This window comes from Streptomyces beigongshangae (genome assembly GCF_019710745.1).
Lineage (GTDB): Bacteria > Actinomycetota > Actinomycetes > Streptomycetales > Streptomycetaceae > Streptomyces > Streptomyces beigongshangae.
Genome location: NZ_JAHKJW010000004.1, coordinates 198,465 through 223,248, shown reverse-complemented (window position 1 = coordinate 223,248; position 24,784 = coordinate 198,465). Strand labels below are relative to the sequence as shown.

Here is a 24,784-nt window from a genome sequence, read left to right as displayed (position 1 = left end):
GGCGACTTGGCGGCCGACGGCCACGTGCTGTCCGCCTGCGCATGACTGCCACCCTCCGTGCCGGAAAGGCCACTCAGAGCACCGAAGGCCAAGGCGGCGGAGAAGGCGGCGACAAGCACCGAGCGAAGCATTTTCTTACCCATAATCGGCTTCGTCCTCACTTGAAGGTCCCCTCTTCCCCCGTCGGATACGACGATGGCTCATTCGGGCACGTCATGACCACATAATCGATGCATCATGTTCCTGCATGTTCAGGACCCTGGGGGGTGGAGATTTGGCAACGAATCAGACTAATGAGACACATCCCCATCCGGTGACCGAACTGTGCGCGGAAGGTGGCCGCCTCTACGCGAACGCTCTCCGCTCGGGACGTATCGCCCGCGCGGACGTGCAGCCGGCTCCGTGCCTGATGGAGTTCGCCCTCCTTCATCCCGATCCCGACGACCCGGACTGGCTGCGTCCCGTGCCGCCGACGGTCGCCCTGGCCCAGCGACTCAACCCCATAGAGCACGAGATCCTCGAACGCAGACGGCGGTCGATCGAACTGGCCGACGCTTTCGAGCCGTTCATGGCCCTCAGCGCCCAGTCCACGGAATCCACACATTCGATCACCGTGCTGGAGGGCGGCGACCGGATCAACGCGGCCCTCAACGCGGCCACCGCCCAGTGCCGCACCGAGATGCTCACGGTCCAGCCGAGCAACCGCCTCTCCGAGCGCCAGCTCCTCCAGGGACTGGAACGCGACCGGCCGCTGACCGAGCGCGGGGTGCGGATCCGCACCCTCTACCAGCACACCGCCCGCTACAGTCCCGAGAAACTCGCCTACGTGGCGCAGCTGTCCGACGGCAAGGTGGAGTACCGCACCATCGACGAGCTGGTGGAGCGGCTGATCATCTGCGACGAGACCGTCGCGTTCATCCCCACCCGCGACGACCAGCAGGTCGCCCTGGAACTGAGGCACCCGGGCCTCGTGCGCTACCTGATCAAGGTGTTCGAGTTCATGTGGGGCCGCGCGGTCCCGCTGAGCGCGGGCGCCCCGTACGAGACCGCCCCCGACGGCATCACCGACATCCAGCACTCCATCGCCAAGCTCCTCGTGGAGGGCCACGTCGACGAGGCGATAGCCCGCCGCCTCGGCATGAACGTACGGACCTGCCGCGCCCACATAGCGAAGCTGGCCACGGCCCTGGGCAGCGGGAGCCGGGCCCAGCTCGGCTACCTGATCGCCAAGTCGGGTCTCCTCAGGCAGGACGGACCCGCGGAGTGAGGGCTCCACACTCCCCGCACGACGTGGAGGAACTGTGCGCGGCGGGAGCCGAGCTGTACGAGCGGGCCCTGCGCGAGGGGCGGGTGCCCGCCGCCGAGGCCGAGGAGGCGCCCTGCCTCGTCGACTTCGGGATGCTCCACCCCGCCGTCGACGACCCGGGCGTGCTGGAACCCGTCGCGCCGGTCGTCGCCCTCCAGCGGCTGCTGCGGATGTCCGGAAAACGCATCGCGGACGAACGGCGGCGCGAGGACCGGCTGACCGCGGTGTTCGAGCCGCTGATGCGGATCGACGGCTGGCGGACGGGAACGGCGGACGTCCCGTCGATCACGCTCCTCAGCGGTACGGACCGGATCAACCGGGCCATCACCGAGGCCATGGACGACGTGACCCGTGAGGTCCTGTCCATCCAGACCAACGCCGGGCACACGGGCGACCGCCACCCGGTGTCGGAGGTCGTCGCCCTGGCCCGCGACCAGGCCCTGCTGGACCGCGGTGGCCGTATCCGCGTCCTCTACCAGCACACGCTGCGCCACTCGCCCACCGTCCTGTCGCGTTACGAGCGGCTGCGGGGCGACGTCGAGGCCCGCTCCCTCGACGAACTCACCGACCGCCTCTTCGTCATGGACGGCGTGGTCGCCTTCCTCCCCGCGAACAAGGACGGCACCCTCGCCCTGGAGGTCCGTCACCCCGCCCTGGTCGGGTACTTCGCCACCACCTTCGACCGGTTCTGGCGCCTCGCCACCCCCATGTACCCCGACGCCGTACAGCCTCCGTCCCCCGACGGCGTCACCCCGCGCCAGCGCGCCATCGCGGGGCTCCTCGTCGAGGGGCACACCGACGCGGTCATCGCCGAGCGGCTCGGGCTGAACATCCGTACCGCCCGCGTCCACATAGCGAAACTCGCCGAGATCCTCGGCAGCGAGAGCCGCGCCCAGCTCGGCTACCTCATCGGGCGCTCGGGGATTCTCGACGATCCGGAGCCGTGACCGGCGCCAGTTCCGGGGCGCCCGGAGGGCCGTCCAGGCCCGCCTGCGCGATGCGGACGCCCAGCTGGGTGCGGCTCGCGGCGCCCAGCGTCTCCGACAGGCGGGCGATGTGGGCGCGGCACGTGCGGACGCTGATGCCCAGGCGCTCCGCGACCACCGCGTCCTGGTGCCCCTCCGCGAGCAGCGCCGCGATGGAGCGTTCGCGGTGCGTGATGCCCTCGATGCCGGTGTCCGGGAGGGGCGCGGCGAGGGGAACCGCCAGGCGCCAGAGCCGTTCGAAGACGGTGACCAGGTAGTCCACCAGCGCCGGGTGCCGCAGCTCCAGCGCGATCGTGCGGTCGGGGCTGGCGGGGATGAACGCGACCGTCCGGTCGAAGACGATGAGCCGCTCGGTGACCTCGTCGAGGGTGCGGGCCTCGGCCGAGTCGCCCATCATCTCCATGTAGTTGCGCAGGCCCTGGCCGTGCCGGGCCACGTGCGTGTACAGGTCGCGCATGCGCACGCCCCGGCGGCGCAGCGCCAGCGCCCGGTGCAGGCCCTCGGTGAGTTCGTCCTCGCGGCGGATGCCGCCCGGCTGCACGGCCAGCACCTCGGACGCGCAGGCGTCGGTCGCCTCGTCCATCGCGGCACGGATGCGGGGCAGGCCGTCCAGCACCCGCAGCGCGGTCCCCTCCGCGGGGGAGGGCGCGTTGCCGCCCAGGGCCGCGTACCACTCGAAGGCGGACACCGCCTCGCCCATGCGCGACTGCGTCGTGACGACGTGCTCGTGCATCTCCCGCAGCAGGCGCGTCATGACCTCCTGCGGCGAGGTCGGCACCAGCCAGCCCATGTCGTCGGGGTCGGGGTGCAGCAGCGCCAGTTCGACCAGGCAGGGCACGGACTCGGCGTCCTTGCGGGACACCCGGCCGCGCCGGACCGCCCGGGAGTAGACCCGGTCCCCGGCGTCGCACAGGCGGTCAGCACCGTGCGGATGCGCTTCCGTCCTGTGCCCGGCCATCTCCCCAACCCCCGGTCCCAGCTTCTTCGCGACGCAACTATGCGCGGCGTCCCCCGGCTCCGCAACACGGCTCCGCTGTTCGCATGCCCTCTATCGCACCACTTGATCCTCCTTTGGGCACGCCTCCGCATGACTCGTTGCAGCGAGCGGAAAGCGGTGGCGGCGCGCTGCCGCGCCGGCTGCCGGGAACCGCCGGGCGGCCGACGGGCGGCCGACGGGCGGCGGGCCGCGTCCGACGTCAGGTCGTGGGGGGATGGCATGAGGAGTGACGTGGTGTTCGGGGCAGGGGCCAGGACACGGGGGCGGTCCGGTGGGGCCGCGACCGCCCGACGGGCCGCGCCGCGCGCGCCACGGGCGACGGAACCGGCCGAAGTTCGGTTCGGCCGGTTCGGCGGCCGGGAACAGGGACGCGGCCGGGGCGCGGGCTACTCGATGCCGAGGGAGGCGCACGCCGCCTTGTACTTGGCCGTGCAGATCTCCTCCGCCGAGTAGATGCCGTCCTGGACGACCGTCGACTCGATGGTGCTGCGGGTCAGGGGCGAGACCTGGACGAGGCTGGCCGGGATGTCCTTGTGGGTGGGGCTGGAGACCCTGTCGGGTGTCAGCGAGTCGAACTCGATGCCGAAGCCGCGGACGACGGCCACGGCCACCTCGGCGGCCTTCTCGGCCTCCTCCGGGTACGGCTTGTAGACGCTCATGAACTGCTCGCCGGCGAGGATGCGCTGCACCGCGTCCAGCTCCGCGTCCTGGCCCGTGACCGGCGGCAGCTTGGTGACGCCCGCGGCCTTGAGCGCCTCGATGACACCGCCCGCCATGCCGTCGTTGGCGGAGTACACCCCGGCGATGTTGTCGGCGCCGAGGGACGAGATGGCCGCCATCATGTTGGCCCGGGCGTTCGCCGGCTTCCACTCCTCGGTGTCGTACGTCTTGGCGACGGTCACCTTGCTCTTGAGCTCCTGGAGGGCGCCCGCCTTGAACTGGGCGGCGTTGGGGTCCGTCACCGCGCCGTTCATCATGACGATCTTCTGGGTCCTGTCGCCGTCCAGCCGGTCGGCGAGGGCCCGCCCCTGCACCTGGCCGACCGCCTCGTTGTCGAACGAGATGTACGCGTCGATGGGCCCCTCGGCCAGCCGGTCGTACGCGATGACGGGAATGTCCGCGGCCTTGGCCTTCTTCACACCGGCGGCAATGGCCTGTGAATCCACGGCGTCCACCAGCAGTACGTCGACTTCGTCGGCCACCATTTTCGCGAGCTGCCGTTCCTGGACACCGGCGTCCTGCTCCGCGTTGGCGTAGACGACCCTCCCCTTGCCGTTGGTGAGTTCGCCGATCTTCTCCTTGATGATGGGGTGGTCGAACTTCTCGTAGCGGGAGTTGGACTTCTCCGGCAGCAGCAGGCCCACCGTGATGTCGTCGCCCTTCGTCGGGCTCGCTTCGGCGCCGTCGTCACCGCTGCCGCAGGCGGCGAGGCTCAGAGTGACGGTGGAGGCGGCGAGGACAAGGGCGGTACGACGTATGGCGCTGTTCACTTCGGGTGCCTTCCGGACGAGGGCGACAGTGCGGGCCCAGGTGACAAAAAGCCAACGCGGGGGCCCGCGGGGCGTCAAGAAGCAACTGCTAACGACATCGCAACAGAAACCTGTGAAGAGACCGGGGCGAAGTCGGGCGGATCCACTGCGTGACGGTCCACGGCGCCTTTGCACCCCGTGCGCCTCCGCGCGGGGTCGCGGCGCGGGCCGGCCGTGACACGGCGACGCGCCGGCGGCGGTCACGGCGGCGGTCATGGCGGCGGTCACGGCGGCGCGGTGACACCGACGGCGGCGGTGGCGAGGGCGGTGGCGAGGGCTGCGGCACCCGGGGCGAACAGCCGGAGGACGCCCCCTGAATTCTTCCCCTCCACACCCTCCCGAATTTGACAGAACGGGCGGCGGCATGAACACACACCACTGAATTCAATTCCGCGATTGCTCACGCTTCGGGCCGTTCGTCAAGCGCGACAATTCCCACACCAAGGGAATGCAAATTCCTGTCCCGCCGGTCTCCCGCAGGACGAGACCACTGCTACCTTTGATTTTCGTCCCGAGGTGCGCAGGCATGCCGTACCGGCGGCCCCGCCTCGGATTGCACAACGGGTGTACTCGTTCGACGACGACCGGCGCGCCCCGCCCCGTCTCACCCCACCGCACCTTTCGTTTCATCTCTTTTGGAGTCCCTCCATGTCTGCGGACAGCACCGCTGTCATCCCTCCCGCGCGCCCGCACGCCGGCGGCTCCGGGGACGCCTCCGGCGGCCGGCCCGCCGGCCGCCACCTCGGCCTCGCCCTGGTGGTGATCGCGGCCGCCCAGTTGATGGTCGTCCTGGACGCCACGATCACCAACATCGCGCTGCCCGCCATCCAGACCGACCTGGGCGTCACCGACTCCGGCCTGGCCTGGATCGTCAACTCGTACGCGCTGGCCTTCGGCGGGCTGCTCCTGCTCGGCGGCAAGGCGGGCGACCTCTTCGGCCGCCGCCGGATGTTCCAGGTGGGCATCGCCGTCTTCACCCTGGCCTCCCTGCTGGGCGGCCTGGCCCCGAACGAGGGCCTGCTGATCGGCGCCCGCGTCCTCCAGGGCGTCGGCGCCGCGTTCGCCGCGCCCAGCGCGCTGGCACTGATCACCACGACCTTCCCCGCGGGCAAGCCCCGGAACACGGCGATGGGCGTGTACGCGGCCATGGGCGGTGTCGGCGCCACCGTCGGCCTCCTGCTCGGCGGCACGCTCACCGACCTGCTGGACTGGCGCTGGGTGTTCTTCGTCAACGTCCCCATCGGCCTGGCCGTCCTCGCCGGTACCCGCACCCTCGTCGAGGGCGAGCGCCACGAGGGCCGGCTCGACGTCCCCGGCGCCGTCACCGGCACCGGCGGTCTGATCACCCTCGTCTACGGCATCACCCGCGGCGGCGAGCACGGCTGGACGGACGGCCTGACCCTGGCCTCCTTCGCCGCGGCGGTCGTGCTCCTGGCCGTCTTCCTCGTCCTCCAGGCACGGTCCACGCATCCGATGATGCCGCTGCGGCTGTTCCGCGACCGCAACCGCACCGGTTCGTACGCCACGATGCTGTTCATCGGCGCGGGCATGTTCGCCACGTTCTACTTCCTGACCCTGTACATGCAGCTCATCCAGGGATTCAGCCCGGTGAAGACCGGCTTCGCCTTCCTGCCGTTCAGTTTCGGCATGGCCGTCGCCGCGGGCGTCAGCTCGAAGCTGATCGCGCGCGTCGCCCCGCGGCTGCTCGCGGGCCCGGGGCTGCTGGTCGCCGCGGCGGGCATGCTGCTCTTCGCGACGCTGGAGCACGACTCCTCGTACGCCGCCCACGTGATGCCGGCGATGTTCGTCACCGCGCTCGGTCTCGGGATGAGCTTCGTGCCGATGACGCTGGGCGCGGTCAGCGGTGTCGACCACCTGGACACCGGTATCGCCTCCGCGCTGCTCAACACCGCCCAGCAGATCGGCGGTGCGCTGGGGCTCGCCTTCCTGTCGACGATCTCGACCTCGACCGCCGACGACAGGCTGCCCGACGCCGCCTCCCACCTCCACCGGGGGCTGGCCACCGGGGACTCCGGTCTCGTGGCGAAGGCCGGGGAGGCGTTGACCGACGGTTACACGATGGCGTTCGCCGCCGCTTCCGTGATGTTCCTCGCGGGTCTCGTGGTCACCGCGTTCGCCGTCAACGCGGGCAGGCAGGAGCACGCCGGGGGCGCTCCCGCGGCCCACATGGGCTGAGCGCACACAGGGGCTGAGCCCCACAAGGACCGAGCCCCACACGGGCTGAGCGGACCGAAACGCGTCGGCGCGCCCGTACCGCGCTCCCTCAACCCCCGTCGCCCGGGGGGCCTTCGTGGCCCCGCGGGCGTTCGGGGAAGGGGAGGAGAGGGGCCGTGGGGCGGGGGTCCCGGCCCACCGGGTGCCCCTGGCCCGTCGGGTGCCCCTGGCCCGTCGGATGCTCCCGGTCGCCGCACGCGCGGGCGTGTTCCTCCCAGCCCGCGCGGAACCAGCTCAGCTGGTGCCGCTGGAGCTCCTCCTCGGTGAGGACGCGCACGGCGTCCGGGCCCGCCGAGCGGACCCTGTCGGCCAGTGCGCCGAGGAGTTCGCCCACGAGCCCGGCGACGCGCCGCTCCTCGGTGCCGCGGTACCTTCCTGCATCACCCATGCCGTACTCCGATCCCTTCCGCCCGATCCCTTCCGCCGTCAGGCGCCCTCCGGCAGGAACTGCCGGGCCACCTTGGCGAACAGCTCCCGCAGTTCGGGCGCGACACCCATGCGGCGGGCCGCGTCCTCCGGACTGAGCCGCACCTGGTCCCCGCCGTCCGCGGACCGGCCGCCGTCGGTGAGCGGCAGGTCCTCCTCGGTCAGCCGTCCCGAGCGGATGAGCATGTCCCGCAGGGGCACGCCGAGCACGGCCGCGATGCGGCGCATCGTCTCCAGGTCGGGCATGGACTGCCGCTGGAGCAGCCGGCTCACGGCGGCCCGGTGCACCCCGGCGTCGTCGGCGAGCTTCGAACGGCCGCCGCCGCGCGGGCTGTCGATGTCGTAGCCCCGGGCGCGCAGCAGTTCCTCGATCCACCCGGCGAACTCGCCGAGTCCCGTGGCCCGTCGGTCCTGGTCCGCACGGGTCCCGGCCCGCGAAGTCGAAGCCATGTGTCCGCTCTCCCCTCGTCGCGAGGGCAGCGTATCGAGCGCGCCCGCGCGTAACGGTGGAGATTCGACAACTCTGCGTCACGCGAGAGTGTTTGAGACCTCGTCATCACACACGATCCTCACGGATCGTGATCACTTGCGTACGCGCTCGCAACATGTGACCCTGTCCGCTCGCCTGTATCCATCGAACACATGTTCCCATAATCGAGAGGAAGATGATGCCCGATGACGACGACCGAGACGGACGAGGTCCTCCTGGAACTGGAACGTCTGCGGCGTTCGGTCGACGTCGGCTTCGCCACCACCCGGGGCGATCTCGCGCTCCTGCTCCAGCGGGCCGACCAGACCGACAAGACGCTGGACGAGCACGAGACCCGTATCGAGGCACTGGAACGCACCCGCTGGCCCCTGCCCTCCCTGGCCGCGGCCACGTCGTGCCTGGCCCTGGCGCTCACGGTCTGGCAGACGCTGGGCCGGTGACCCGGACGGGCCGGCGGATCACAGCCGCGTGGCCGTGCGGACCAGTGCGGCGAGGGCGCGCGAGCGGCTGTGGGCCGGCCAGGCGATGTGGGTGACGACGGGCGGGGCGTCGGTCAGGGGCACGGCGGTGTGCTCGGCCCACAGCCAGGCGCGGGCGGATTCGGGGAAGACGGCCACGGTCCGTCCGAGGGCGATCAGCTGGGCCAGTTGCGTCTGGTCGTTGATCTCGGGGCCCGGGCCGGGCGGGAACACGCCGTTCCGGGGCCAGCGGGCGAGCGGAAGACCGGGGATGTCGCCGACGTCGGCCATGCGCAGGGTTTCGCGCGCGGCGGGGATGGGTGCAGGACCCGACGATGCTCGACCTGGACATGGTCCGCAGGGTCGTGGAGACCAACGTCCTCGGTGTCATCCGGGTGACCAACGCGGTGCTGCCGCTGCTGCGGCGCTCGCCGTCGCCGCGCATCGTCAACCTCTCCAGCAGCGTCGCCTCCCTGACCCACCAGGCGGCCTCCGCCCCCGAGGCCGGCCCGGTCATGGCGGCGTACGCGCCGTCGAAGACGTTCCTCAACGCCGTCACCGTGCAGTACGCGCGGGCGTTCGCCGGTACGGACATCCTGGTCAACGTCGCCTGCCCGGGGCTGGTCGCGACCGACTTCACCGGTTTCCAGGGACCCCGCACCCCCGAACAGGGCGCCGCCACGGCGATCCGCCTCGCCACGCTGCCCGACGGCGGCCCGACGGGCTCGTTCTTCGAGGACGAGGGCGTGATCCCCTGGTGACGCGCGGCGCCGGGGAGTTCGGGGTGGGTGGACTCAGTCGAAGGACTGCTGTCCCGGCACGGTCAGGAAGTCGAATGACGCCTTGGTCCCCATCGACGTATCGTTGGCCCCGGAAGCACACTCCGTGAAGGACTCTCTGGCCCTCATCCAGCACGTCCTCTCACCCTCCAGGGAGACGCGGATGCAAGAACTCCACTGGCAGAAGTCGTCCTTCAGCGGCGGCCCGCAGGGCGCGTGCCTCCACGTAGCCATCACCCCCGACGGCACCCTGCGGCTCCGCGAGAGCGACACCCCCGACACCGTCCTCGGCACCGACCCGGCGGCCCTCGACGGGCTCCTGCACCACGTCCGCGTGCAGGAACGGTGACCGACGAGAACTTCGCGCACCCCCGCCTCGCCGCGATCTACGACCCGCTGGACCCCGACCGGCGCGACCTCGACGCGTACGTGCGGATCGCGGAGGAGTTCGGGGCGCGGCGCGTGCTCGACATCGGGTGCGGGACCGGGGTGTTCGCGTTGCTGCTCGCCGGGCACGGGGTCGAGGTCGTCGGGGTCGATCCGGCGCTCGCGTCGCTCGACGTGGCCCGCGGCAAACCCGGCGGCGAGCGGGTGCGCTGGATCCACGGTGACGCCACCGCCCTCCCGCCCCTGCGCGTCGACCTCGCGACCATGACGGCGAACGCCGCCCAGCAGATCGTCGACGACCGGGCGTGGGAGAAGACCCTGCGGGGTGCCCGCGCAGCGCTGCGGCCCGGCGGGCACCTGGTCTTCGAGACCCGGGACCCGGCCCGGCGCGCCTGGGAGGAGTGGAACCGGGCCGCCTCGTACGGCGTGACGGAGATTCCGGGGGTCGGGGCCGTCGAGACCTGGCTCGACCTGACCGGGGTCGACGGACAGTTGGTGTCCTTCCGGCAGACCTATGTGTTCGCCGCGGACAGGCGGGTGCTGGTCTCGGACTCGACGCTCAGGTTCCGCGGGCGTGACGAGATCGAGGCGGGCCTGGTCGCGCAGGGGTACGAGGTGCGGGACGTCCGCGACGCCCCCGACCGCCCCGGCCGGGAGTTCGTCTTCGTCGCGCGACGGCGCTGAGGACACCCTGCTCCCTGTGGACGTCGGCGGTGGAGACCAAGTGGCTCGACGTTCCGCGGAACGGTTTCGGAGCGGACCCCGCGCCCACCGCATCGCGGGGTGACGCCTCCGGTGAGCACAGCGAGGAATCGACGCGGGTCGCAAGGGCGGGCGTCGCGCTCGATCCGTACGGGCCGGCTAGGAGCGGTTTCGCTCGTCGCTGGCGAAGAAGAAACCGAAGGCGGCGCTCGCGAGAGCGACCACCGGAGTGAACACCAAACTCAGTTCACGGTACGCCTCGGTGCTGAAATGGGTCCAGCGGGCCAGAACCAGGGCGAGCGTGGGCAGTACCGCGATCACTGCGACAAGCGACAGCATGCCGACCGCCAGCGTCCGGCGGGTCTCGTCGAGGATCTTCTTGGGTTTGCCCTCACGTACGGCGGCACGGGAACCGGGCGCGGGTGTCTCGTCCTCCACGAACTCGCGCTGCGCGGTTCCGGGAGAGAGCTCTTCCCCGGACGGGGTCACAGGCTGCAGGACCGCGTCCGCGACGGTCCGAGCGGCGCCGGGGGTCCTCAGAATGAGGATGGCATCGTTGGAGGGCGGCTCGTCCTCCGAAAGCGTGTCCACCTGTTACTCGTCCTCCTCATGGGTGTGGACTATCGGGATCGCGGGTCCGACGCGCAGGAAGCCGTTGTCCGTGGAAGGGATCTCGTCTTCCCACAGGCTGGAGGGCGCCGGCGCCGGCGCTTCCGCGTCCCCGGTCACTCGTGCTCACCCCGCTCGCACATGCAGATCCGCACCGGCCGAGCGGCACCGAACCCGCAGGTCTCCGTATGCGTGAGGGGCAGCAGTTCCTCCTGGAACTCGTTCAGCAGACGTCGCTGCCGCCTGGCGAGTACCGCCGTCCCGCGGTTGGTCCTCGCCGGTTCCCCGTCGTGAGCGGCGCGTCCGGGCACGCGGGCCAACGCCCGTTCGTTGTGCCATTCCTGAAACGGGGTGACGAACCGCCAGGCACCGTAGTGCAGCACCTCGTACTCAGGGTTCTGATCGTTTGCCATGTAGGGGCGTCCCCTCCGGGTGGTCGCCGGGACGGCGCTGGGCTGGCCGTACATCTCAGAGACACCCAAGCGGCGCTTGGGCGAGAGAGTACCACACGCTATGTGATCTTTTTCAACATCAGATGTTGATCTCATGCACATCGGATACGCATAGCAAGTGTATCCGAGGCACATTGCGTGGTGATTTGCTTGACACTGGTCGCACATCGGGGCACCATGTCAGTAATACGAGCACCGCCGGGTCCGCTCAAGGAGAGACAACGATGGGTCATTTACACGCCCCACGAGCTCTGACTGGCTGACCGGTCGGCGCGAGCGCCGACACCGCACCCTCGTGGGGGAACCACGCATGAACGAGGCCGGTTGGTTGCTTCGGTCACACGTGCGGTAAGGCGCCGACTCGATTGCACGAAGCCGCTTGGGAGTCTCCGGCGACGGGCCGGGAGACAGAAACCCGGGCGTTGTCGTGTCCGGGTCGCTCTCGTGCGACATCTTCGATTTCAAGGAGCCTTCTGATGCCCGAGCACTCGACCGATACACCTGTGTCGGGGACGACGACTGAACCCCAGATCACCCGGCTCAGCGTGAACATCAACGAAGACACGGCCGCGAAGCTCCGTTGGTACAAGGAACACAAGGGCATCTCGATCACCGAGACGGTCCGGCGCGCGGTCGCGCTTCTGGAGCTGGTGGAACGAGAGACAGTGGACGGCAACGAAGTCCTGCTCAAGTCGCGTGACAGCAAGTCCGTCCGGCAGCTCTGGCTGATCTGATGGGCGGGGCACCCCGCGGAAGCGGGCGCCCACAGTCCACGGCGGCTCCTCCTGGCCGGCGATCGACCGGTAACGCAGGCCGGAGAACCGTCGGGTCGCGTGGAACCTGTCTCTCGCCCGGACCCTGCCTGCCGTCCGTCACCGATCGCGGGGCGGTCCCGGGCCTGCCGGTGCGATGAAGCCGAGATCCTCGTGGCCGTCCTGTGCAGGACATGCGTACCGGTCCGTTCCATGAGGAGCATCCAGGAACAGGCGACAGGACAGTCGTCGTACTGGCTGTGCCCATGGTGAAGAGCCGACGCGGCGAGTCGTTCCCGCCCGCGGTGGGAGCGATGGGGAAGAGACCAGGGCGCCCTGACTTTCACCCGGCCTCTTCCCGGAGAACCTCATCGGAGCCCTCTGCGCGTCCGATCCTCCTGCGTGCAGGTCGCGGGCCGACAGGAACCAGCGGAGCGTTCCCCACCTCACGTTCTCGCCCTTGCACGGAACCGGTGTCCGGACACGGCCTATGAGTGCGGCCCCGGCACCGGATCCCGGTGCCCGACGGTCGGGTGCATCCGTCCCGTCGTCGACGCGCATGACAGACACCGCCGGAACCGGAACGTCAGCCAAGCGAACCGGAACCCGCCGGAGAGCACGAAGGGGTGGGGAGGTTCGATGAACCTCCCCACCCCTTCGGACGTACCTGTGCGGGACAGCGCGCCCGTCAGTCCGCGTCCCGGCGCTTGGGGCGCCACACCACCAGCGCGCTCGTCTGCTGGACCTCCTGGTACGGGACCAGGTCGCGGCGGTACGAGGCGTGGACCGCGGCCTCGCGCTGCTGCATGGCGCTGGCCGCGCCGTCCAGGGCCGACTGCAGTTCCGCCACGCGGGACTGGAGCGCGGCGACCTGGTTCTCCAGTTCGATGATGCGCTTGATGCCGGCGAGGTTGATGCCCTCGTCCTGGGACAACTGCTGGACCGTGCGCAGCAGCTCGATGTCGCGGGCCGAGTAGCGGCGGCCGCGTCCGGCCGTGCGGTCCGGGGAGACCAGGCCGAGGCGGTCGTACTGACGCAACGTCTGCGGGTGCAGACCGGAGAGCTGGGCCGCGACCGAGATGACGTACACCGGTGTTTCTTCCGTCAGTTCGTAGGCCGCCCTGCCGGTGAATGCGTTCTGCCGACGGCGTCCGGTTGCGTCCATCGTCTCCTCATGCTCCCTTCGCGGCCTGGAACAGCTCCGCCCGCGGATCCTCCTCCGCGGTCGCCTCGCGATACGCCTCCAGCGCGTCACGAGCCTTCCCCGTCACGTCCGCCGGGACACTCACCTCGACGGTGACCAGCAGGTCCCCGCGGGTGCCGTCCTTGCGGACCGCGCCCTTGCCGCGGGCGCGCATCGTCCGTCCGTTGGGGGTGCCCGGGGGCAGCTTCAGGGTGACCGGGGGTCCCCCGAGCGTGGGCACGCGGATCTCGCCGCCGAGCGCCGCCTCCGTGAAACTGACGGGCACGGTGACGGTGAGGTTGTCGCCCTTGCGGCCGAAGACCGGGTGCGCGTCCACGTGCACGATGACGTACAGGTCACCGGCCGGGCCGCCCCGTTCGCCCGGTGCGCCCTTGCCGCGCAGGCGGATGCGCTGTTTGTCCGACACCCCGGCCGGGATGCGGACCTGCATGGTGCGGGACGACTTGGCGCGTCCCGAGCCGCCGCACACCGCGCACGCGTGCTCCGCGATCAGGCCGCGGCCCTTGCAGTCAGGGCACGGGTCGGTCAGCGAGAAGCCGCCGCCCGAACCGCGCGCGACCTGGCCGGTGCCGACGCAGGTCGAGCAGACGCGCGGGGTGCCGTTCTTGTCGCCGGTGCCCGAGCACGCCTTGCAGGGCGACTGCGAGGTCATCCGGAGCGGGACGGTCGCGCCGTCCACCGCCTCCGTGAAGCTGAGGGTGACCTCGGTGTCGATGTCCTGGCCGCGGCGCGGCTGCGTCCGGGCACCGGGACCCGGGCCGCCGCTGCGGTTGAAGAGACCTCCGAAGACGTCGCCTATGCCGCCGCCGAAGCCCCCGGCACCGCCGGCCCCGCCCGCTCCGCCCTGCGCGCCCCCGAAGAGGTCGCCCAGGTCGAAGTTGAAGGAGCCGCCGGACGCGCCGGGGCCGGGCCGGAAGCCGCCGTTGCCGAAGAGGGCGCGGGCCTCGTCGTACTCCTTGCGCTTCTTGGGGTCCCCGAGGACGTCGTTCGCCTCGGAGATCTCCTTGAAGCGCTCCTCGGCCTTCGTGTTCCCCTTGTTGGCGTCCGGGTGGAACTCGCGGGCGAGCTTCCGGTACGCCTTCTTGATCTCGGCCTCGGTGGCGTCCTTGGGGACGCCGAGGACCTTGTAGTAGTCCTTCTCGATGAAGTCCTTGGTGCTCATCCTCGACGCCCCTCCTTCCGTACGTCACTCTCACGTACGCGCTCGGCTTGCTCCGTGCGTGCGGACGCGCGTACGGCCTGTGTCACGTCAGCCCTCGTCCGGGCCACCGTTCTCCTTGTCGTCGGCCGCCGTGTCCGCCGTGTCCGTCTCGTCGCCCTTGGCGGGCTGCGCACCCGGCTGCGGCTCGGCCACCGCCACCCGCGCGGGGCGGATGGTGCGCTCGCCGAACCGGTACCCCGGCTGCAGAATCGCCACGCACGTCGTCTCCGTGACGTCGGGCGCGTACGAGTGCATCAGGGCCTCGTGGATCATCGGGTCGAAGGGCTCGCCCTCCTTGCCGAACTGCTGCAGGCCCATCTTCGCCGCGACGGTCTCCAGCGACTCGGCCACCGACTTGAAGCCGCCGACCAGTTCGCCGTGCTCCCGCGCGCGGCCGATGTCGTCGAGCACGGGGAGGAGCTCGGTCAGGAGGTTCGCCACGGCGAGCTCCTTGACCGCGGCCCGGTCGCGCTCGACCCGGCGGCGGTAGTTCTGGTACTCGGCCTGGAGCCGCTGGACGTCCGCCGTGCGCTCGTTGAGCGCCGTGCGGACCTGGTCCAGCTGGGCCGTCAGACCTGCCGTCTGAGCTGCTGTCTGGGCTGCTGCTGCCGCGTCCCCGGCCTGGGCCGCCCCTTCCTCCGAGGAGGAGGGGGCCGGCTTCGGCTCGGCGTCTTCAGGGGTGGCGCCGGAGGGAACGTCGGGCTGCTCGTCGAAGCCCGGGGTCTCCTCCGTCACGCGGCACCGTCCTTGCGGTCGCGGTCCTCGTCGACGATCTCGGCGTCCACCACGTCGTCGTCGGCGGCCTTGGCACCGGCACCCGCGTCCGGACCGGCGCCCGGGGCGTCGGCACCCGCGCCGGCCTGCGCGGCCTGGGCGTCGGCGTACATCGCCTGGCCCAGCTTCTGGGAGACGGCGGCGACCTTCTCGGTGGCCGTACGGATCTCGGCGGTGTCCTCGCCCTTGAGCGCGGTCTTCAGCTCCTCGACGCCCGCCTCGACCTCGGTCTTGACGTCGCCCGGGACCTTGTCCTCGTTGTCCTTGAGGAACTTCTCCGTCTGGTAGACGAGCTGCTCGCCCTGGTTGCGGGCCTCGGCGGCCTCGCGGCGGCGGTGGTCCTCGTCCGCGTACTGCTCGGCCTCCTGGCGCATGCGGTCGACCTCGTCCTTCGGCAGCGAGGAGCCGCCGGTGACGGTCATCTTCTGCTCCTTGCCCGTGCCCAGGTCCTTCGCGGTCACGTGCATGATGCCGTTGGCGTCGATGTCGAAGGCGACCTCGATCTGCGGGACACCGCGCGGGGCCGGCGGCAGACCGGTCAGCTCGAACATCCCGAGCTTCTTGTTGTACGCCGCGATCTCGCGCTCGCCCTGGTAGACCTGGATCTGGACGGACGGCTGGTTGTCCTCGGCCGTCGTGAAGATCTCGGACCGCTTGGTCGGGATCGTGGTGTTGCGCTCGATGAGCTTGGTCATGATCCCTCCCTTGGTCTCGATGCCGAGGGACAGCGGGGTCACGTCGAGGAGCAGGACGTCCTTGACCTCGCCCTTGAGGACACCGGCCTGGAGGGCGGCGCCGATGGCGACGACCTCGTCCGGGTTGACGCCCTTGTTGGCGTCCTGGCCGCCGGTCAGCTCCTTGACGAGCTCGGCCACGGCGGGCATACGGGTGGAGCCGCCGACGAGGACGACGTGGTCGATCTCGCTCAGCTGGATGCCGGCGTCCTTGATGACGTTGTGGAACGGCGTCTTGCAGCGCTCCAGGAGGTCGGCCGTCAGCTGCTGGAACTGGGCGCGGGTGAGCTTCTCGTCCAGGTGCAGCGGGCCCTCGGCGGACGCCGTGATGTAGGGCAGGTTGATCGAGGTCTCCGTGGAGGAGGACAGCTCGATCTTGGCCTTCTCGGCGGCCTCGCGCAGGCGCTGGAGGGCCATCTTGTCCTTGGCCAGGTCCACGCCGTGACCGGACTTGAACTGCTGCACCAGGTAGTCGACGACGCGCTGGTCCCAGTCGTCACCACCGAGGTGGTTGTCGCCGTTGGTGGCCTTCACCTCGACGACGCCGTCACCGATCTCCAGGAGGGACACGTCGAAGGTGCCGCCGCCGAGGTCGAAGACGAGGATCGTCTGGTCGTCCTTGTCGAGGCCGTAGGCCAGGGCGGCGGCCGTCGGCTCGTTCACGATGCGCAGGACGTTCAGGCCCGCGATCTCGCCGGCCTCCTTCGTCGCCTGGCGCTCGGAGTCGTTGAAGTACGCCGGGACGGTGATGACCGCGTCGGCCACCTTCTCGCCCAGGTACGCCTCGGCGTCGCGCTTCAGCTTCTGCAGGATGAAGGCGCTCATCTGCTGCGGGTTGAAGTGCTTGCCGTCGAGCTCGATCTTCCAGTCCGTGCCCATGTGACGCTTCACGGAACGAATCGTCCGGTCCACGTTCGTGACCGCCTGGCGCTTCGCGACCTCGCCGACGAGCACCTCGCCGTTCTTGGCGAAGGCGACGACGGACGGCGTGGTCCTGGCGCCCTCGGCGTTGGTGATGACGGTGGGCTCACCGCCCTCCAGAACGCTGACGACGGAGTTAGTCGTGCCCAGGTCGATGCCGACCGCACGTGCCATTTCAATTCCTCCAGCAATGACTTGAGTGGAACGGACTCAAGTGTGCACGACGCCCGCCGCTTGGTCAACAGAGATGAGCCGCAGAGGCTCAACTTTATCTCTTACCTACGCGCATATTGAGGGCTGACCTGCAGGAGCATCGTCCACTGCGGCCGAGTGGGGGCTTGTCGCGCGGTTCCCCGCGCCCCTGACGGGACGCGCGTACCCAGGGGAGCCTCAGCGACGCAGATCACCGCGTCGCTGACTACAGTGCGGACACAGGAATGGGTAGTCTCGTAGGACTGCGTAAGCTACCGCTCAGTAATGAAACCTCGCAGGCCCGAGGAGCCCCGAAATGCAACTCGCCGCGATCATCGTGTCGCTGGTCCTGGCCGTGGTCGGCGTCGCGCTGCTCGCACGCGCCGTGGGCCAGTTCGTCCGGCACTTCAAGCTCGGCCAGCCCGTACCCGCAGGGAGCCGCACCGACGACCCGTACCGGCGCAGCGTGACGCTGGTGAAGGAGTTCCTCGGCCATACGCGGATGAACCGGTGGGGCATCGTCGGTGTCGCCCACTGGTTCGTGGCCGTCGGCTTCCTGACGCTGCCGCCGACCCTCGTCCAGGCATTCGGCCAGCTCTTCGAGGCCGACTGGGTGCTGCCCGTCATCGGCGGGTTCCTGCCGTTCGAGCTCTACATCGAGTTCATCGGCGTCATGACGGTGCTCGGCATCGGCGTGCTCATCGTCATCCGGCTGCTGAGCCTGCCCTCGCGGGCCGGCCGCAAGTCCCGCTTCGCGGGTTCCAGGTCGGGTCAGGCGTACTTCGTCGAGTACGTCATCCTCACCATCGGCCTGGCCATCTACGTGCTGCGCGGCCTGGAGGGCGCCCTGCACCACGTGGACCACTACGAGGCCGCCTACTTCGCCTCGTACCCGCTGGTCACGGTCTTCGACGGGCTCGGCACGAGCACGCTGCAGAACCTGGTCTACCTGGTCGCGACGATCAAGATCGGCACGTCCTTCGTGTGGATGATCGTCGTCTCGCTCAACACGGACATGGGTGTGGCCTGGCACCGCTTCCTGGCCTTCCCGAACATCTGGTTCAAGCGCGAGGCGAGCGGCGCCACCGCGCTGGGCGCGCTCCAGCCGATGACCAGCGGCGGCAGGCCGATCGACTTCACCGACCCCGGTGACGACGACGTCTTCGGCGTCTCCCAGGTCGAGCAGTTCTCCTGGAAGGGCCTGCTGGACTTCTCCACCTGCACCGAGTGCGGGCGCTGCCAGTCGCAGTGCCCCGCCTGGAACACCGGCAAGCCGCTCTCCCCCAAGCTGCTGATCACGTCCCTGCGCGACCACGCCCACGCCAAGGCCCCCTACCTGCTCGCGGGTGGCGGCAAGACCATGGAGGGCGAGGAGAAGGCGAGCGCCGAGCAGCTCGAGGACGTGCCCGCCGCCGCGCTGGCGGAGGCCGAGCGGCCGCTGATCGGGACGCTGGAGGAGAACGGGGTCATCGACCCCGACGTCCTGTGGTCCTGCACCACCTGCGGTGCCTGCGTCGAGCAGTGCCCCGTCGACATCGAGCACATCGACCACATCGTCGACATGCGCCGCTACCAGGTGATGATCGAGAGCGCCTTCCCGTCCGAGGCGGGCACGATGCTCAAGAACCTGGAGAAGAAGGGCAACCCCTGGGGCCTGGCCAAGAAGCAGCGGCTCGAGTGGACCAAGGAGGTCGACTTCGAGATCCCGGTCGTCGGCCGCGACATCGAGGACCTCACCGAGGTCGAGTACCTGTACTGGGTCGGCTGCGCGGGCGCCCTGGAGGACCGGGCGAAGAAGACCACCAAGGCATTCGCCGAGCTGCTGCACATGGCGGGCGTCAAGTTCGCGATCATGGGCGGCGATGAGAAGTGCACCGGTGACTCCGCCCGGCGTCTCGGCAACGAGCCCCTGTTCCAGGAGCTCGGCACGGAGAACGTCATGGCGCTGAACATGGCCTTCGGCGAGGAGACGGACGACGACGGCAAGGTCCTCCCGGAGTCCGCGAAGCCCAAGTCGGCCAAGAAGATCGTCGCGACCTGCCCGCACTGCCTCAACACCCTGGGCAACGAGTACCCGCAGCTCGGCGGCGACTACGAGGTCATCCACCACACCCAGCTGCTCCAGCACCTCATCGACGAGGGCAAGCTGGTCCCGGTCACCCCGGTCGAGGGCCTCATCACCTACCACGACCCCTGCTACCTGGGCCGGCACAACAAGATCTACACGCCCCCGCGCGAGATCATGACCGCCGTCCCCGGCCTGCGCCAGCAGGAGATGCACCGCCACAAGGAGCGGGGCTTCTGCTGCGGCGCCGGTGGCGCGCGGATGTGGATGGAGGAGCGGATCGGCAAGCGCATCAACAACGAGCGCGTGGACGAGGCTCTCAGCCTCGACCCCGACATCGTCTCCACCGCCTGCCCGTTCTGCCTGGTCATGCTGACCGACTCGGTCAACGGCAAGAAGAACGACGGCAAGGCCAAGGAGTCCGTGCAGGTCGTGGACGTGGCCCAGCTGCTGCTCGACTCCGTCAGGACCCCCGCGGACGAGCCCCCGGCGGGCACGGCGGAGGCGGAGAGCGAACCGCAGCCGGAGCCGGTCAAGTAGCGGTCGGAAGCGAGCGGCCCCCCGCCGGGAAACGGCGGGGGGCCGCTCGCTTCGTTTCGGCCGGCCGCCGGTGGGGGCCGTTCGCGCAGTTCCCCGCGCCCCTGAAAAGCGCGCCGCCGCTCAGACGTGGTCGAACGGTTCCGCGTACCGGAACGTGCCGCGCAGCGTCGGCTCGTACGAGGTCAGGGTGCGCACCTGGAAGTGCTCGCCCCACGCGGGGTCGGGCGGGAGGACGCCCAGTCCGGAGCCCGCCCGGAAGCCGAAGCGGCCGTAGTAGGCGGGGCTGCCGAGCAGGGCGACGAGCGGTTCGCCGAGGGCGTCGGCCGCGCCCAGCACCGCGTGCACCAGGGCGAGACCGGTGCCGCGCCGCTGGTGGCCGGGGCGCACGCCGATCGGGCCGAGGCCGAGGACCGGGGTGCCGTCGACGTGTCCGCGCGTACAGACGACGTACCCGACGACCTCGTCCTTGTCGTCCTTGTCGTCCTTGTCGTCCTCGTCGTCCTCGTCGACCGCGACGAGCGACAGTTCCGGGAGCCAGCCGTCGCAGGTCCGCAACGCGTCCAGCAGGGTGGCCTCCACCGGGTCCCGGTCCGGGGTGGCCGAGGTCGCCGGGGTGGCGAAGGCCGCCGCGATCACGGCACGCGCGGCGGGTATGTCGGCGGGGGTCTCACGTCGTATCAGCACCGGCTCAGTGTGGGCGCCGGGGAAGTGTGCCCGCAAAGCGATATCCGTCCCCTCCCGGCGTCCGGCATCCTCGTCGGGCGTCCCGTCGTCGGGCGTCCCGTCGTCAGGCGTCCCGTCGTCAGGCGTCCCGTCGTCGGCCGAGCGCGGTCGGCAGGTCGGTGCGGCGGCGGATGCCCAGCTTCCGGTAGGTGCTGGTCAGGTGGGTCTCGACCGTGCGGCGGGCCAGGTGCAGCAGTTCAGCGATCTCCGTGTTCGTCCGGCCGTCGGCGGCCAGCTCCGCGATACGGCGCTCGCTGCCGGTGAGCGCGTCCGAGCCGGTGAGCGCCGTCGTCGTACGGCGGCCCCCGCCCTCGCGCAGCGCCTCCTCGGCGGCGGCCCTCAGCCGTACGGCGCCCAGGCGTTCGGCGCGTTCGGCCGCCTCCCGGAGGCAGTCGCGGGCGCGGGCCCGCTCCCCCGCGGCAGTGAGCTGGCGCCCCTGCGCGATCAGCGCGGGGATCAGCTCCGTCTCCACGGAGGCGTCCCGCAGCACCTGTACGGCCCGGTCCGCGAGGTCCAGGCCGCGGCGGCCGCCGGTCGCCGTGCCGAGCACCCGCAGGGCACGCCCCACCGTGCGCGGGGTGTCCCACACCCGGGCCAGCCGCAGCTCCTCCTCGGCCAGTTCCAGGGCCTCCCGGGGGCGGCCGAGCGTCAGGCTGCACTCCGCCGCGGCCGTCCGCCAGGGGGTGACGACCGGGCTCACCACCTCGCGGGCCGACTGGCGGCGCCCGCATTCGAGGAAGTCGTCGAGCGCGCCCGCCGGGTCCCCGGCGGCGGCCCGCAGCACCCCTCGCGCGTACAGGAAGCGGTTCAGCTCCCAGGAGTCCGGCGTCTCGCGCAGGTCGAAGGCGCCCGCGAGACGGCCGGCCTCCGGCACCCGGCCGGTCTCGACCAGCGCGAGCACCGCGTGGGCCTGCCCGTTGGCCGGGCTCGGCCGGGTCCCCGCCGACCGCCGGGCGTCGGGCCCGCCGAGCAGCCGCGCGTAGTCGCCACGGGCCGCGGCGATGTCGGCCCGTACGTTCAGCAGCGCACGGTGCATCGGGTGCAGCAGCGAAGGGCGCTGCCGGGCGAGGCCGCGCTCGACGAGCCGCTCGGCCTCTTCGAGCTCGTCGGCCCACTGGGCGACGGCGGCGGCCGTGCCCAGCAGGTACGGCTCCGCGAGCGGGTCGACGGGCTCCGCGAGCAGGGCCCGTACGCGTTCCATGGCGGCGTCCGCCGAGAGCAGGCCGGCCGTCGCCTCGTGCCGTACGAGCAGTGCCTGGCCCGCGGGGCCGACCAGGTCCGGCGAGCGGACGGCGGTCTCGCGCAGCCGGCGGTAGGTCTCCTGGCGGATCTCCTGGTCGTGGTCGGCGAGCAGCACCGAGGCGATGTGCACGGTGCGGGCCAGGCCGGGGTGGTCGGTCAGCTGGGGGTCGAGGGAGCGCAGTACGTCGATCGCGGCACGTGCCTCGCCCCGGCCGGCCAGCGCGGTGCCCAGGGCCACCGCCGCGCGCACCCGGTCCTGCGGGACGCCCGGCAGCCGGACCGCCTCGGCGAGGCGGGGTATGCCGGCGGAGGAGCGCACGGTGGCGTACTCCAGGGAGCCCAGCTCGGTCAGGAGCCGCTGCCGGTGGTCGTCGGCCAGCGGCTCGTCGAGGGCCCGGCGCAGGTAGGGCAGGGCGTCGTCGGTCCGGCCGGCGTGGAGGGTGAGGGCGGCGGCCTCCAGGAGGACGTCGGTGGCCCATTCCTCGCCGACCGGGTCGGTCCGCAGCAGCCGGGCGGCCACGGCCTCGGCGCGGTCGCCGCGCCGCAGCATCAGGTCGGCGGCCGTCCGGTGCGCCGCCCGCCGCCGGGTGACGGGCCAGCCGCTCATCACCGCGTCCCGCAGCAGGGGGTGGGCGTAGCGGGGCCGCCCGTCGGCGCCGGTCCGCAGGAACCCGAGCCGGGTCATGGCGGTGAACCACCCGGCCACCCGCACGGGGTCGGCACCGGCCACACCGCCGACCAGCTCGGCGAACTCGTCCGAGACCGGGTCGCCCGGGACCGGATCGCCCGGGACCGGGTGGTTCCCGGGCGCGGCCCGCCCCTGTGCGACCACGTCGCCTTTGTGGTCTTCCTGGCCCCCGTGGTCTTCCTGGCCCCCGTGGTCCTTCTGGCCCCCGTGGTCCTTCTGGCCCTCGTCGCTGCCGGGGCGGCTCCGGGGAGCGCCCGGCCGAACGGCTTCCCGCCGGTCCGGCGCAAAGCCGGTGGTGCCGTCCGGGTCGGGCGGCGGCGTGCGGGAGTAATCGTTCGGTATGCCGGACGGCGTCCGGGCAGGACGTGCCGGTGCGTCGTCCTCCAGCGTCGCCAGCGCCCGGGCCACCTCCGCCGTCGCGGGTCCCGCGTTGTCCAGCCACCACGACACGGCCGCCTGGTACGCGCCCGGATACAGTGCGGCGGACACCTTCGGCACCGTGGCGGGCAGGGTGCCGCGCAGGTCGTCCAGGAGGGCGCGCAGCAGCAGCGGGTTGCCCGCACTCGCCCCTACGCAGTCCTCCACCCATGCCTGCGGGACCGCGCCGAAGTCCGAACGGACCAGCTCGGTCGTGGAGTCCACGCCCAGCGGGGCGAGCGTGAGGGTGCGTACCAGCGCGGGGGACAACCCGCGGGCGAGACCGGCCGGCGGCGTGTCGACGTCGTACTGGCCACGCTCGGTCACCACCAGCAGAAGGGGTAATCGGTCCACCCGCCGTGCGACGTCGACGAGCCAGCGCCGCGAGGGCTCGTCCGCGAGGTGGACGTCGTCCACCGCGACGAAGAGCGGGGGCCCCGCCGCGAACGACCGCAGCAGCCGCCACAGCCAGGCTCCGCGAGCCCGTTCGTCCAGCACCCCGGGCATGACGGACACCTCACGCGCCTCGCGTACCTCGCCTGCCTCGCGCGTCCCGGCCGCCCGGGGCACCTCGGACGTGTCCGCGCACTCCGTCTCGGCTCCGAGGAGCTGGCGTACCGCGGCGAAGGGCAGCCCGGTGTCGTCGGGGGAGCAGCGGGCCCGCAGCACCCGCATCCCGGCCCGCGCCGCCTGCTCGGCGGCGGCTTCGAGGAGCGCGGTGCGGCCCGTGCCGGTGGCGCCCCGCAGCAGCACCAGCCGGCCGGTCCCGGCGCGGGCGCGCCCGGCCTCGGCGGCGACCAGTTCCAGGGCCCCCTGGCGCTCAAGCAGCGGTACGTACATCCCTGTCTCCCTCGCGGCCGTGGCGCGGCCCCCCTGTGTGGGACGGCGGAACAGGTGCTCCCGTTGAGTGACATGACCCACTGTCACATAGGCAACGAGGGTACCGATCTCGTGGTGTTCCTCGTGGTGCTCCACGATTGCGCCGACCCCGTGGACCACAGAAGTGTGGTGACCGCATGCCTGTCACGGACGCCACAGAGGTGACAGGCCGGTGACCATAGGGGAGTCCGTTGCGCAGCTCGTTCGGGACCGCGGCTCCGGGTACGGCAGAGCCCGAGTCGCACATACCGGTGGTGGTCCACGCCTCGGACCCGATCACCCGGGAGGGAGCGCTCAGCCAGTTGCGCCGGCACCCGGCGATCGACCTCCGCGAGGAGACCGGTGCCGGATCCGGCACCGTCGCCCTGCTGATCAGCGAGACCCTGGACGAGACCACGCTCTCCCGGCTGCGCAGACTCGTGCGCAGCGAGGGCGTCCGCGCCGTCCTCGTGGTCAGCGCGATCCGCGAGACCGAACTCCTCGATGTCATCGAGTGCGGTGTCGGCGCCATCGTGTGGCGCCACGAGGCCACCGCGCACCGGCTGGTGCAGGCCGTCGTCGCGGCCTCCCGCGGGGACGGCGACCTGCCCGCCGACCTGCTGGGTCGGCTCTTCAGCCAGGTGGGGTCGCTGCACCGCACGGCGAGCAGCCACCCCGGGGCCCCCGCCTCGGGGCTCGCGCCGCGCGAGGTGGATGTGCTGAGGCTCGTCGCCGAGGGGCTCGACACCGGGGAGATCGCCGGCAAGCTGTCCTACTCCGAGCGCACCGTGAAGAACGTCATGCACGGGCTCACCACCCGGCTGCACCTGCGCAACCGGGCCCACGCCGTGGCCCACGCGCTGCGCGAGGGCTACATCTGACCGGACGGGCAGCACGGGACGCGCGCGCGGGCAGCACGGTCTGCCCGGCGGTCGTCCCCGGCGTGCCTGCGGAGGCGCGGGCCCCGGAAGGCACGATCGGTCACGGCAGACAGCGGCAGACAGCGGCAGACGGCAACAGACGGCAACAGACAGCGGCGGTCCGGCACGGCAGCACACCACACGGCACGGCATTGCACGGCACGGCACGGCACACAGGGCACGCACAGCACGGCAGG

21 protein-coding genes and 2 pseudogenes are annotated in these 24,784 nt (G+C 71.2%); 10 read left to right on the top strand and 13 right to left on the bottom strand.

Annotated elements, in window-relative coordinates; genetic code table 11:
- Positions 1 to 247: 247 nt before the first annotated feature.
- Both KM933_RS05010 and KM933_RS05005 read left to right on the top strand, forming a co-directional pair.
- Positions 248 to 1,267, top strand: coding sequence for a helix-turn-helix domain-containing protein (locus KM933_RS05010; protein ID WP_260333042.1), 1,020 nt, complete (start codon positions 248 to 250; stop codon positions 1,265 to 1,267).
- Positions 1,264 to 2,253 carry a helix-turn-helix transcriptional regulator gene (locus KM933_RS05005; RefSeq protein WP_221348549.1) on the top strand — a complete coding sequence of 330 codons (990 nt, stop codon included), beginning with the start codon at positions 1,264 to 1,266 and terminating at the stop codon, positions 2,251 to 2,253. The genes KM933_RS05010 and KM933_RS05005 overlap by 4 nt, the downstream gene beginning before the upstream one ends.
- Here the strand turns inward: KM933_RS05005 and KM933_RS05000 are convergent.
- Complete coding sequence (locus KM933_RS05000) at positions 2,213 to 3,250, bottom strand: helix-turn-helix transcriptional regulator (RefSeq protein ID WP_221348548.1); 1,038 nt, start codon at positions 3,248 to 3,250, stop codon at positions 2,213 to 2,215. The genes KM933_RS05005 and KM933_RS05000 overlap by 41 nt on opposite strands.
- Before the next feature lie 425 nt (positions 3,251 to 3,675).
- Complete coding sequence (locus KM933_RS04995; RefSeq protein ID WP_308013261.1) at positions 3,676 to 4,779, bottom strand: substrate-binding domain-containing protein; 1,104 nt, start codon at positions 4,777 to 4,779, stop codon at positions 3,676 to 3,678.
- A gap of 687 nt (positions 4,780 to 5,466) precedes the next feature.
- On the opposite strand from KM933_RS04995, the gene KM933_RS04990 reads away from it, so the two are divergent.
- Positions 5,467 to 7,014 carry an MFS transporter gene (locus tag KM933_RS04990; RefSeq protein WP_221348547.1) on the top strand — a complete coding sequence of 516 codons (1,548 nt, stop codon included), beginning with the start codon at positions 5,467 to 5,469 and terminating at the stop codon, positions 7,012 to 7,014.
- Positions 7,015 to 7,102: 88 nt separating this feature from the next.
- On the opposite strand, the gene KM933_RS04985 is transcribed toward KM933_RS04990, so the two are convergent.
- Positions 7,103 to 7,441 (bottom strand): hypothetical protein, encoded by a 339-nt coding sequence (locus KM933_RS04985; RefSeq protein WP_221348546.1) that lies wholly within the window; start codon positions 7,439 to 7,441, stop codon positions 7,103 to 7,105.
- Positions 7,442 to 7,479: 38 nt separating this feature from the next.
- Positions 7,480 to 7,929, bottom strand: coding sequence for a helix-turn-helix transcriptional regulator (locus KM933_RS04980; RefSeq protein ID WP_221348545.1), 450 nt, complete (start codon positions 7,927 to 7,929; stop codon positions 7,480 to 7,482).
- 225 nt (positions 7,930 to 8,154) lie between these two features.
- Here KM933_RS04980 and KM933_RS04975 point away from each other — a divergent pair, with 225 nt between their 5' ends.
- A complete protein-coding gene (locus tag KM933_RS04975; protein ID WP_221348544.1) occupies positions 8,155 to 8,409 on the top strand; it encodes a hypothetical protein in 255 nt (84 codons plus the stop codon).
- Between the two features lie 18 nt (positions 8,410 to 8,427).
- Here KM933_RS04975 and KM933_RS04970 read toward each other — a convergent pair.
- Positions 8,428 to 8,754: pseudogene (locus tag KM933_RS04970) on the bottom strand (LysR substrate-binding domain-containing protein); the annotation flags it as partial.
- Here KM933_RS04970 and KM933_RS04965 point away from each other — a divergent pair.
- The 3 genes and pseudogenes from KM933_RS04965 to KM933_RS04955 form a co-directional block, all read left to right on the top strand.
- Positions 8,742 to 9,188 (top strand): annotated as a pseudogene (locus tag KM933_RS04965) (SDR family NAD(P)-dependent oxidoreductase); the annotation flags it as partial. The pseudogenes KM933_RS04970 and KM933_RS04965 overlap by 13 nt on opposite strands.
- Before the next feature lie 181 nt (positions 9,189 to 9,369).
- Positions 9,370 to 9,555, top strand: coding sequence for a DUF397 domain-containing protein (locus KM933_RS04960; protein ID WP_221348543.1), 186 nt, complete (start codon positions 9,370 to 9,372; stop codon positions 9,553 to 9,555).
- Positions 9,552 to 10,277 (top strand): class I SAM-dependent methyltransferase, encoded by a 726-nt coding sequence (locus KM933_RS04955; RefSeq protein ID WP_221348542.1) that lies wholly within the window; start codon positions 9,552 to 9,554, stop codon positions 10,275 to 10,277. The genes KM933_RS04960 and KM933_RS04955 overlap by 4 nt, the downstream gene beginning before the upstream one ends.
- Before the next feature lie 177 nt (positions 10,278 to 10,454).
- Here KM933_RS04955 and KM933_RS04950 read toward each other — a convergent pair whose 3' ends face one another.
- Entirely contained in the window at positions 10,455 to 10,886 is a 432-nt protein-coding gene (locus tag KM933_RS04950) for a hypothetical protein (RefSeq protein ID WP_221348541.1), read from the bottom strand.
- A 134-nt stretch (positions 10,887 to 11,020) separates the two neighbouring features.
- Positions 11,021 to 11,317 (bottom strand): hypothetical protein, encoded by a 297-nt coding sequence (locus tag KM933_RS04945; RefSeq protein ID WP_221348540.1) that lies wholly within the window; start codon positions 11,315 to 11,317, stop codon positions 11,021 to 11,023.
- 515 nt (positions 11,318 to 11,832) lie between these two features.
- Between KM933_RS04945 and KM933_RS04940 the strand changes: the two genes are divergently transcribed.
- A complete protein-coding gene (locus tag KM933_RS04940) occupies positions 11,833 to 12,090 on the top strand; it encodes a ribbon-helix-helix domain-containing protein (RefSeq protein ID WP_221348539.1) in 258 nt (85 codons plus the stop codon).
- Between the two features lie 706 nt (positions 12,091 to 12,796).
- Here KM933_RS04940 and KM933_RS04935 read toward each other — a convergent pair.
- The 4 genes from KM933_RS04935 to dnaK form a co-directional block, all read right to left on the bottom strand.
- A complete protein-coding gene (locus KM933_RS04935) occupies positions 12,797 to 13,273 on the bottom strand; it encodes a heat shock protein transcriptional repressor HspR (RefSeq protein ID WP_260333041.1) in 477 nt (158 codons plus the stop codon).
- A gap of 7 nt (positions 13,274 to 13,280) precedes the next feature.
- The gene (gene dnaJ, locus KM933_RS04930) at positions 13,281 to 14,474 is read right to left on the bottom strand and encodes a molecular chaperone DnaJ (RefSeq protein WP_221348538.1); all 1,194 of its coding nucleotides are present in this window, start codon (positions 14,472 to 14,474) and stop codon (positions 13,281 to 13,283) included.
- 87 nt (positions 14,475 to 14,561) lie between these two features.
- Positions 14,562 to 15,248 (bottom strand): nucleotide exchange factor GrpE, encoded by a 687-nt coding sequence (gene grpE, locus KM933_RS04925; protein ID WP_221348537.1) that lies wholly within the window; start codon positions 15,246 to 15,248, stop codon positions 14,562 to 14,564.
- Positions 15,245 to 17,116, bottom strand: a complete 1,872-nt coding sequence (gene dnaK / locus KM933_RS04920; protein ID WP_221348536.1) for a molecular chaperone DnaK — start codon at positions 17,114 to 17,116, stop codon at positions 15,245 to 15,247. Before dnaK ends, grpE begins: the two co-directional genes overlap by 4 nt.
- 334 nt (positions 17,117 to 17,450) lie before the next feature.
- Between dnaK and KM933_RS04915 the strand changes: the two genes are divergently transcribed.
- Positions 17,451 to 19,739, top strand: a complete 2,289-nt coding sequence (locus KM933_RS04915) for a (Fe-S)-binding protein (protein WP_221348535.1) — start codon at positions 17,451 to 17,453, stop codon at positions 19,737 to 19,739.
- 120 nt (positions 19,740 to 19,859) lie between these two features.
- Here the strand turns inward: KM933_RS04915 and KM933_RS04910 are convergent, their stop codons facing one another.
- Positions 19,860 to 20,423, bottom strand: coding sequence for a GNAT family N-acetyltransferase (locus KM933_RS04910; RefSeq protein ID WP_221348534.1), 564 nt, complete (start codon positions 20,421 to 20,423; stop codon positions 19,860 to 19,862).
- Between the two features lie 118 nt (positions 20,424 to 20,541).
- Positions 20,542 to 23,649 carry a helix-turn-helix transcriptional regulator gene (locus KM933_RS04905; protein WP_221348533.1) on the bottom strand — a complete coding sequence of 1,036 codons (3,108 nt, stop codon included), beginning with the start codon at positions 23,647 to 23,649 and terminating at the stop codon, positions 20,542 to 20,544.
- Positions 23,650 to 23,879: 230 nt separating this feature from the next.
- Here KM933_RS04905 and KM933_RS04900 point away from each other — a divergent pair, with 230 nt between their 5' ends.
- Positions 23,880 to 24,548 (top strand): helix-turn-helix transcriptional regulator, encoded by a 669-nt coding sequence (locus tag KM933_RS04900; protein WP_221348532.1) that lies wholly within the window; start codon positions 23,880 to 23,882, stop codon positions 24,546 to 24,548.
- Positions 24,549 to 24,784: the final 236 nt, after the last annotated feature.

Excerpts from the sequence above, each read along its gene's own strand:
- KM933_RS05010 (WP_260333042.1), top strand. The coding sequence starts at position 248 with ATGTTCAGGACCCTGGGGGGTGGAGATTTGGCAACGAATCAGACTAAT.
- KM933_RS04985 (WP_221348546.1), bottom strand. The coding sequence starts at position 7,441 with ATGGGTGATGCAGGAAGGTACCGCGGCACCGAGGAGCGGCGCGTCGCC.
- KM933_RS04905 (WP_221348533.1), bottom strand. The coding sequence starts at position 23,649 with ATGTACGTACCGCTGCTTGAGCGCCAGGGGGCCCTGGAACTGGTCGCC.
- KM933_RS04980 (WP_221348545.1), bottom strand. The coding sequence starts at position 7,929 with ATGGCTTCGACTTCGCGGGCCGGGACCCGTGCGGACCAGGACCGACGG.
- KM933_RS04990 (WP_221348547.1), top strand. The coding sequence starts at position 5,467 with ATGTCTGCGGACAGCACCGCTGTCATCCCTCCCGCGCGCCCGCACGCC.
- KM933_RS04940 (WP_221348539.1), top strand. The coding sequence starts at position 11,833 with ATGCCCGAGCACTCGACCGATACACCTGTGTCGGGGACGACGACTGAA.
- KM933_RS04960 (WP_221348543.1), top strand. The coding sequence starts at position 9,370 with ATGCAAGAACTCCACTGGCAGAAGTCGTCCTTCAGCGGCGGCCCGCAG.
- KM933_RS05000 (WP_221348548.1), bottom strand. The coding sequence starts at position 3,250 with ATGGCCGGGCACAGGACGGAAGCGCATCCGCACGGTGCTGACCGCCTG.
- KM933_RS04915 (WP_221348535.1), top strand. The coding sequence starts at position 17,451 with ATGCAACTCGCCGCGATCATCGTGTCGCTGGTCCTGGCCGTGGTCGGC.
- dnaJ (WP_221348538.1), bottom strand. The coding sequence starts at position 14,474 with ATGAGCACCAAGGACTTCATCGAGAAGGACTACTACAAGGTCCTCGGC.
- KM933_RS04945 (WP_221348540.1), bottom strand. The coding sequence starts at position 11,317 with ATGGCAAACGATCAGAACCCTGAGTACGAGGTGCTGCACTACGGTGCC.
- KM933_RS04975 (WP_221348544.1), top strand. The coding sequence starts at position 8,155 with ATGACGACGACCGAGACGGACGAGGTCCTCCTGGAACTGGAACGTCTG.
- dnaK (WP_221348536.1), bottom strand. The coding sequence starts at position 17,116 with ATGGCACGTGCGGTCGGCATCGACCTGGGCACGACTAACTCCGTCGTC.
- KM933_RS04935 (WP_260333041.1), bottom strand. The coding sequence starts at position 13,273 with ATGGACGCAACCGGACGCCGTCGGCAGAACGCATTCACCGGCAGGGCG.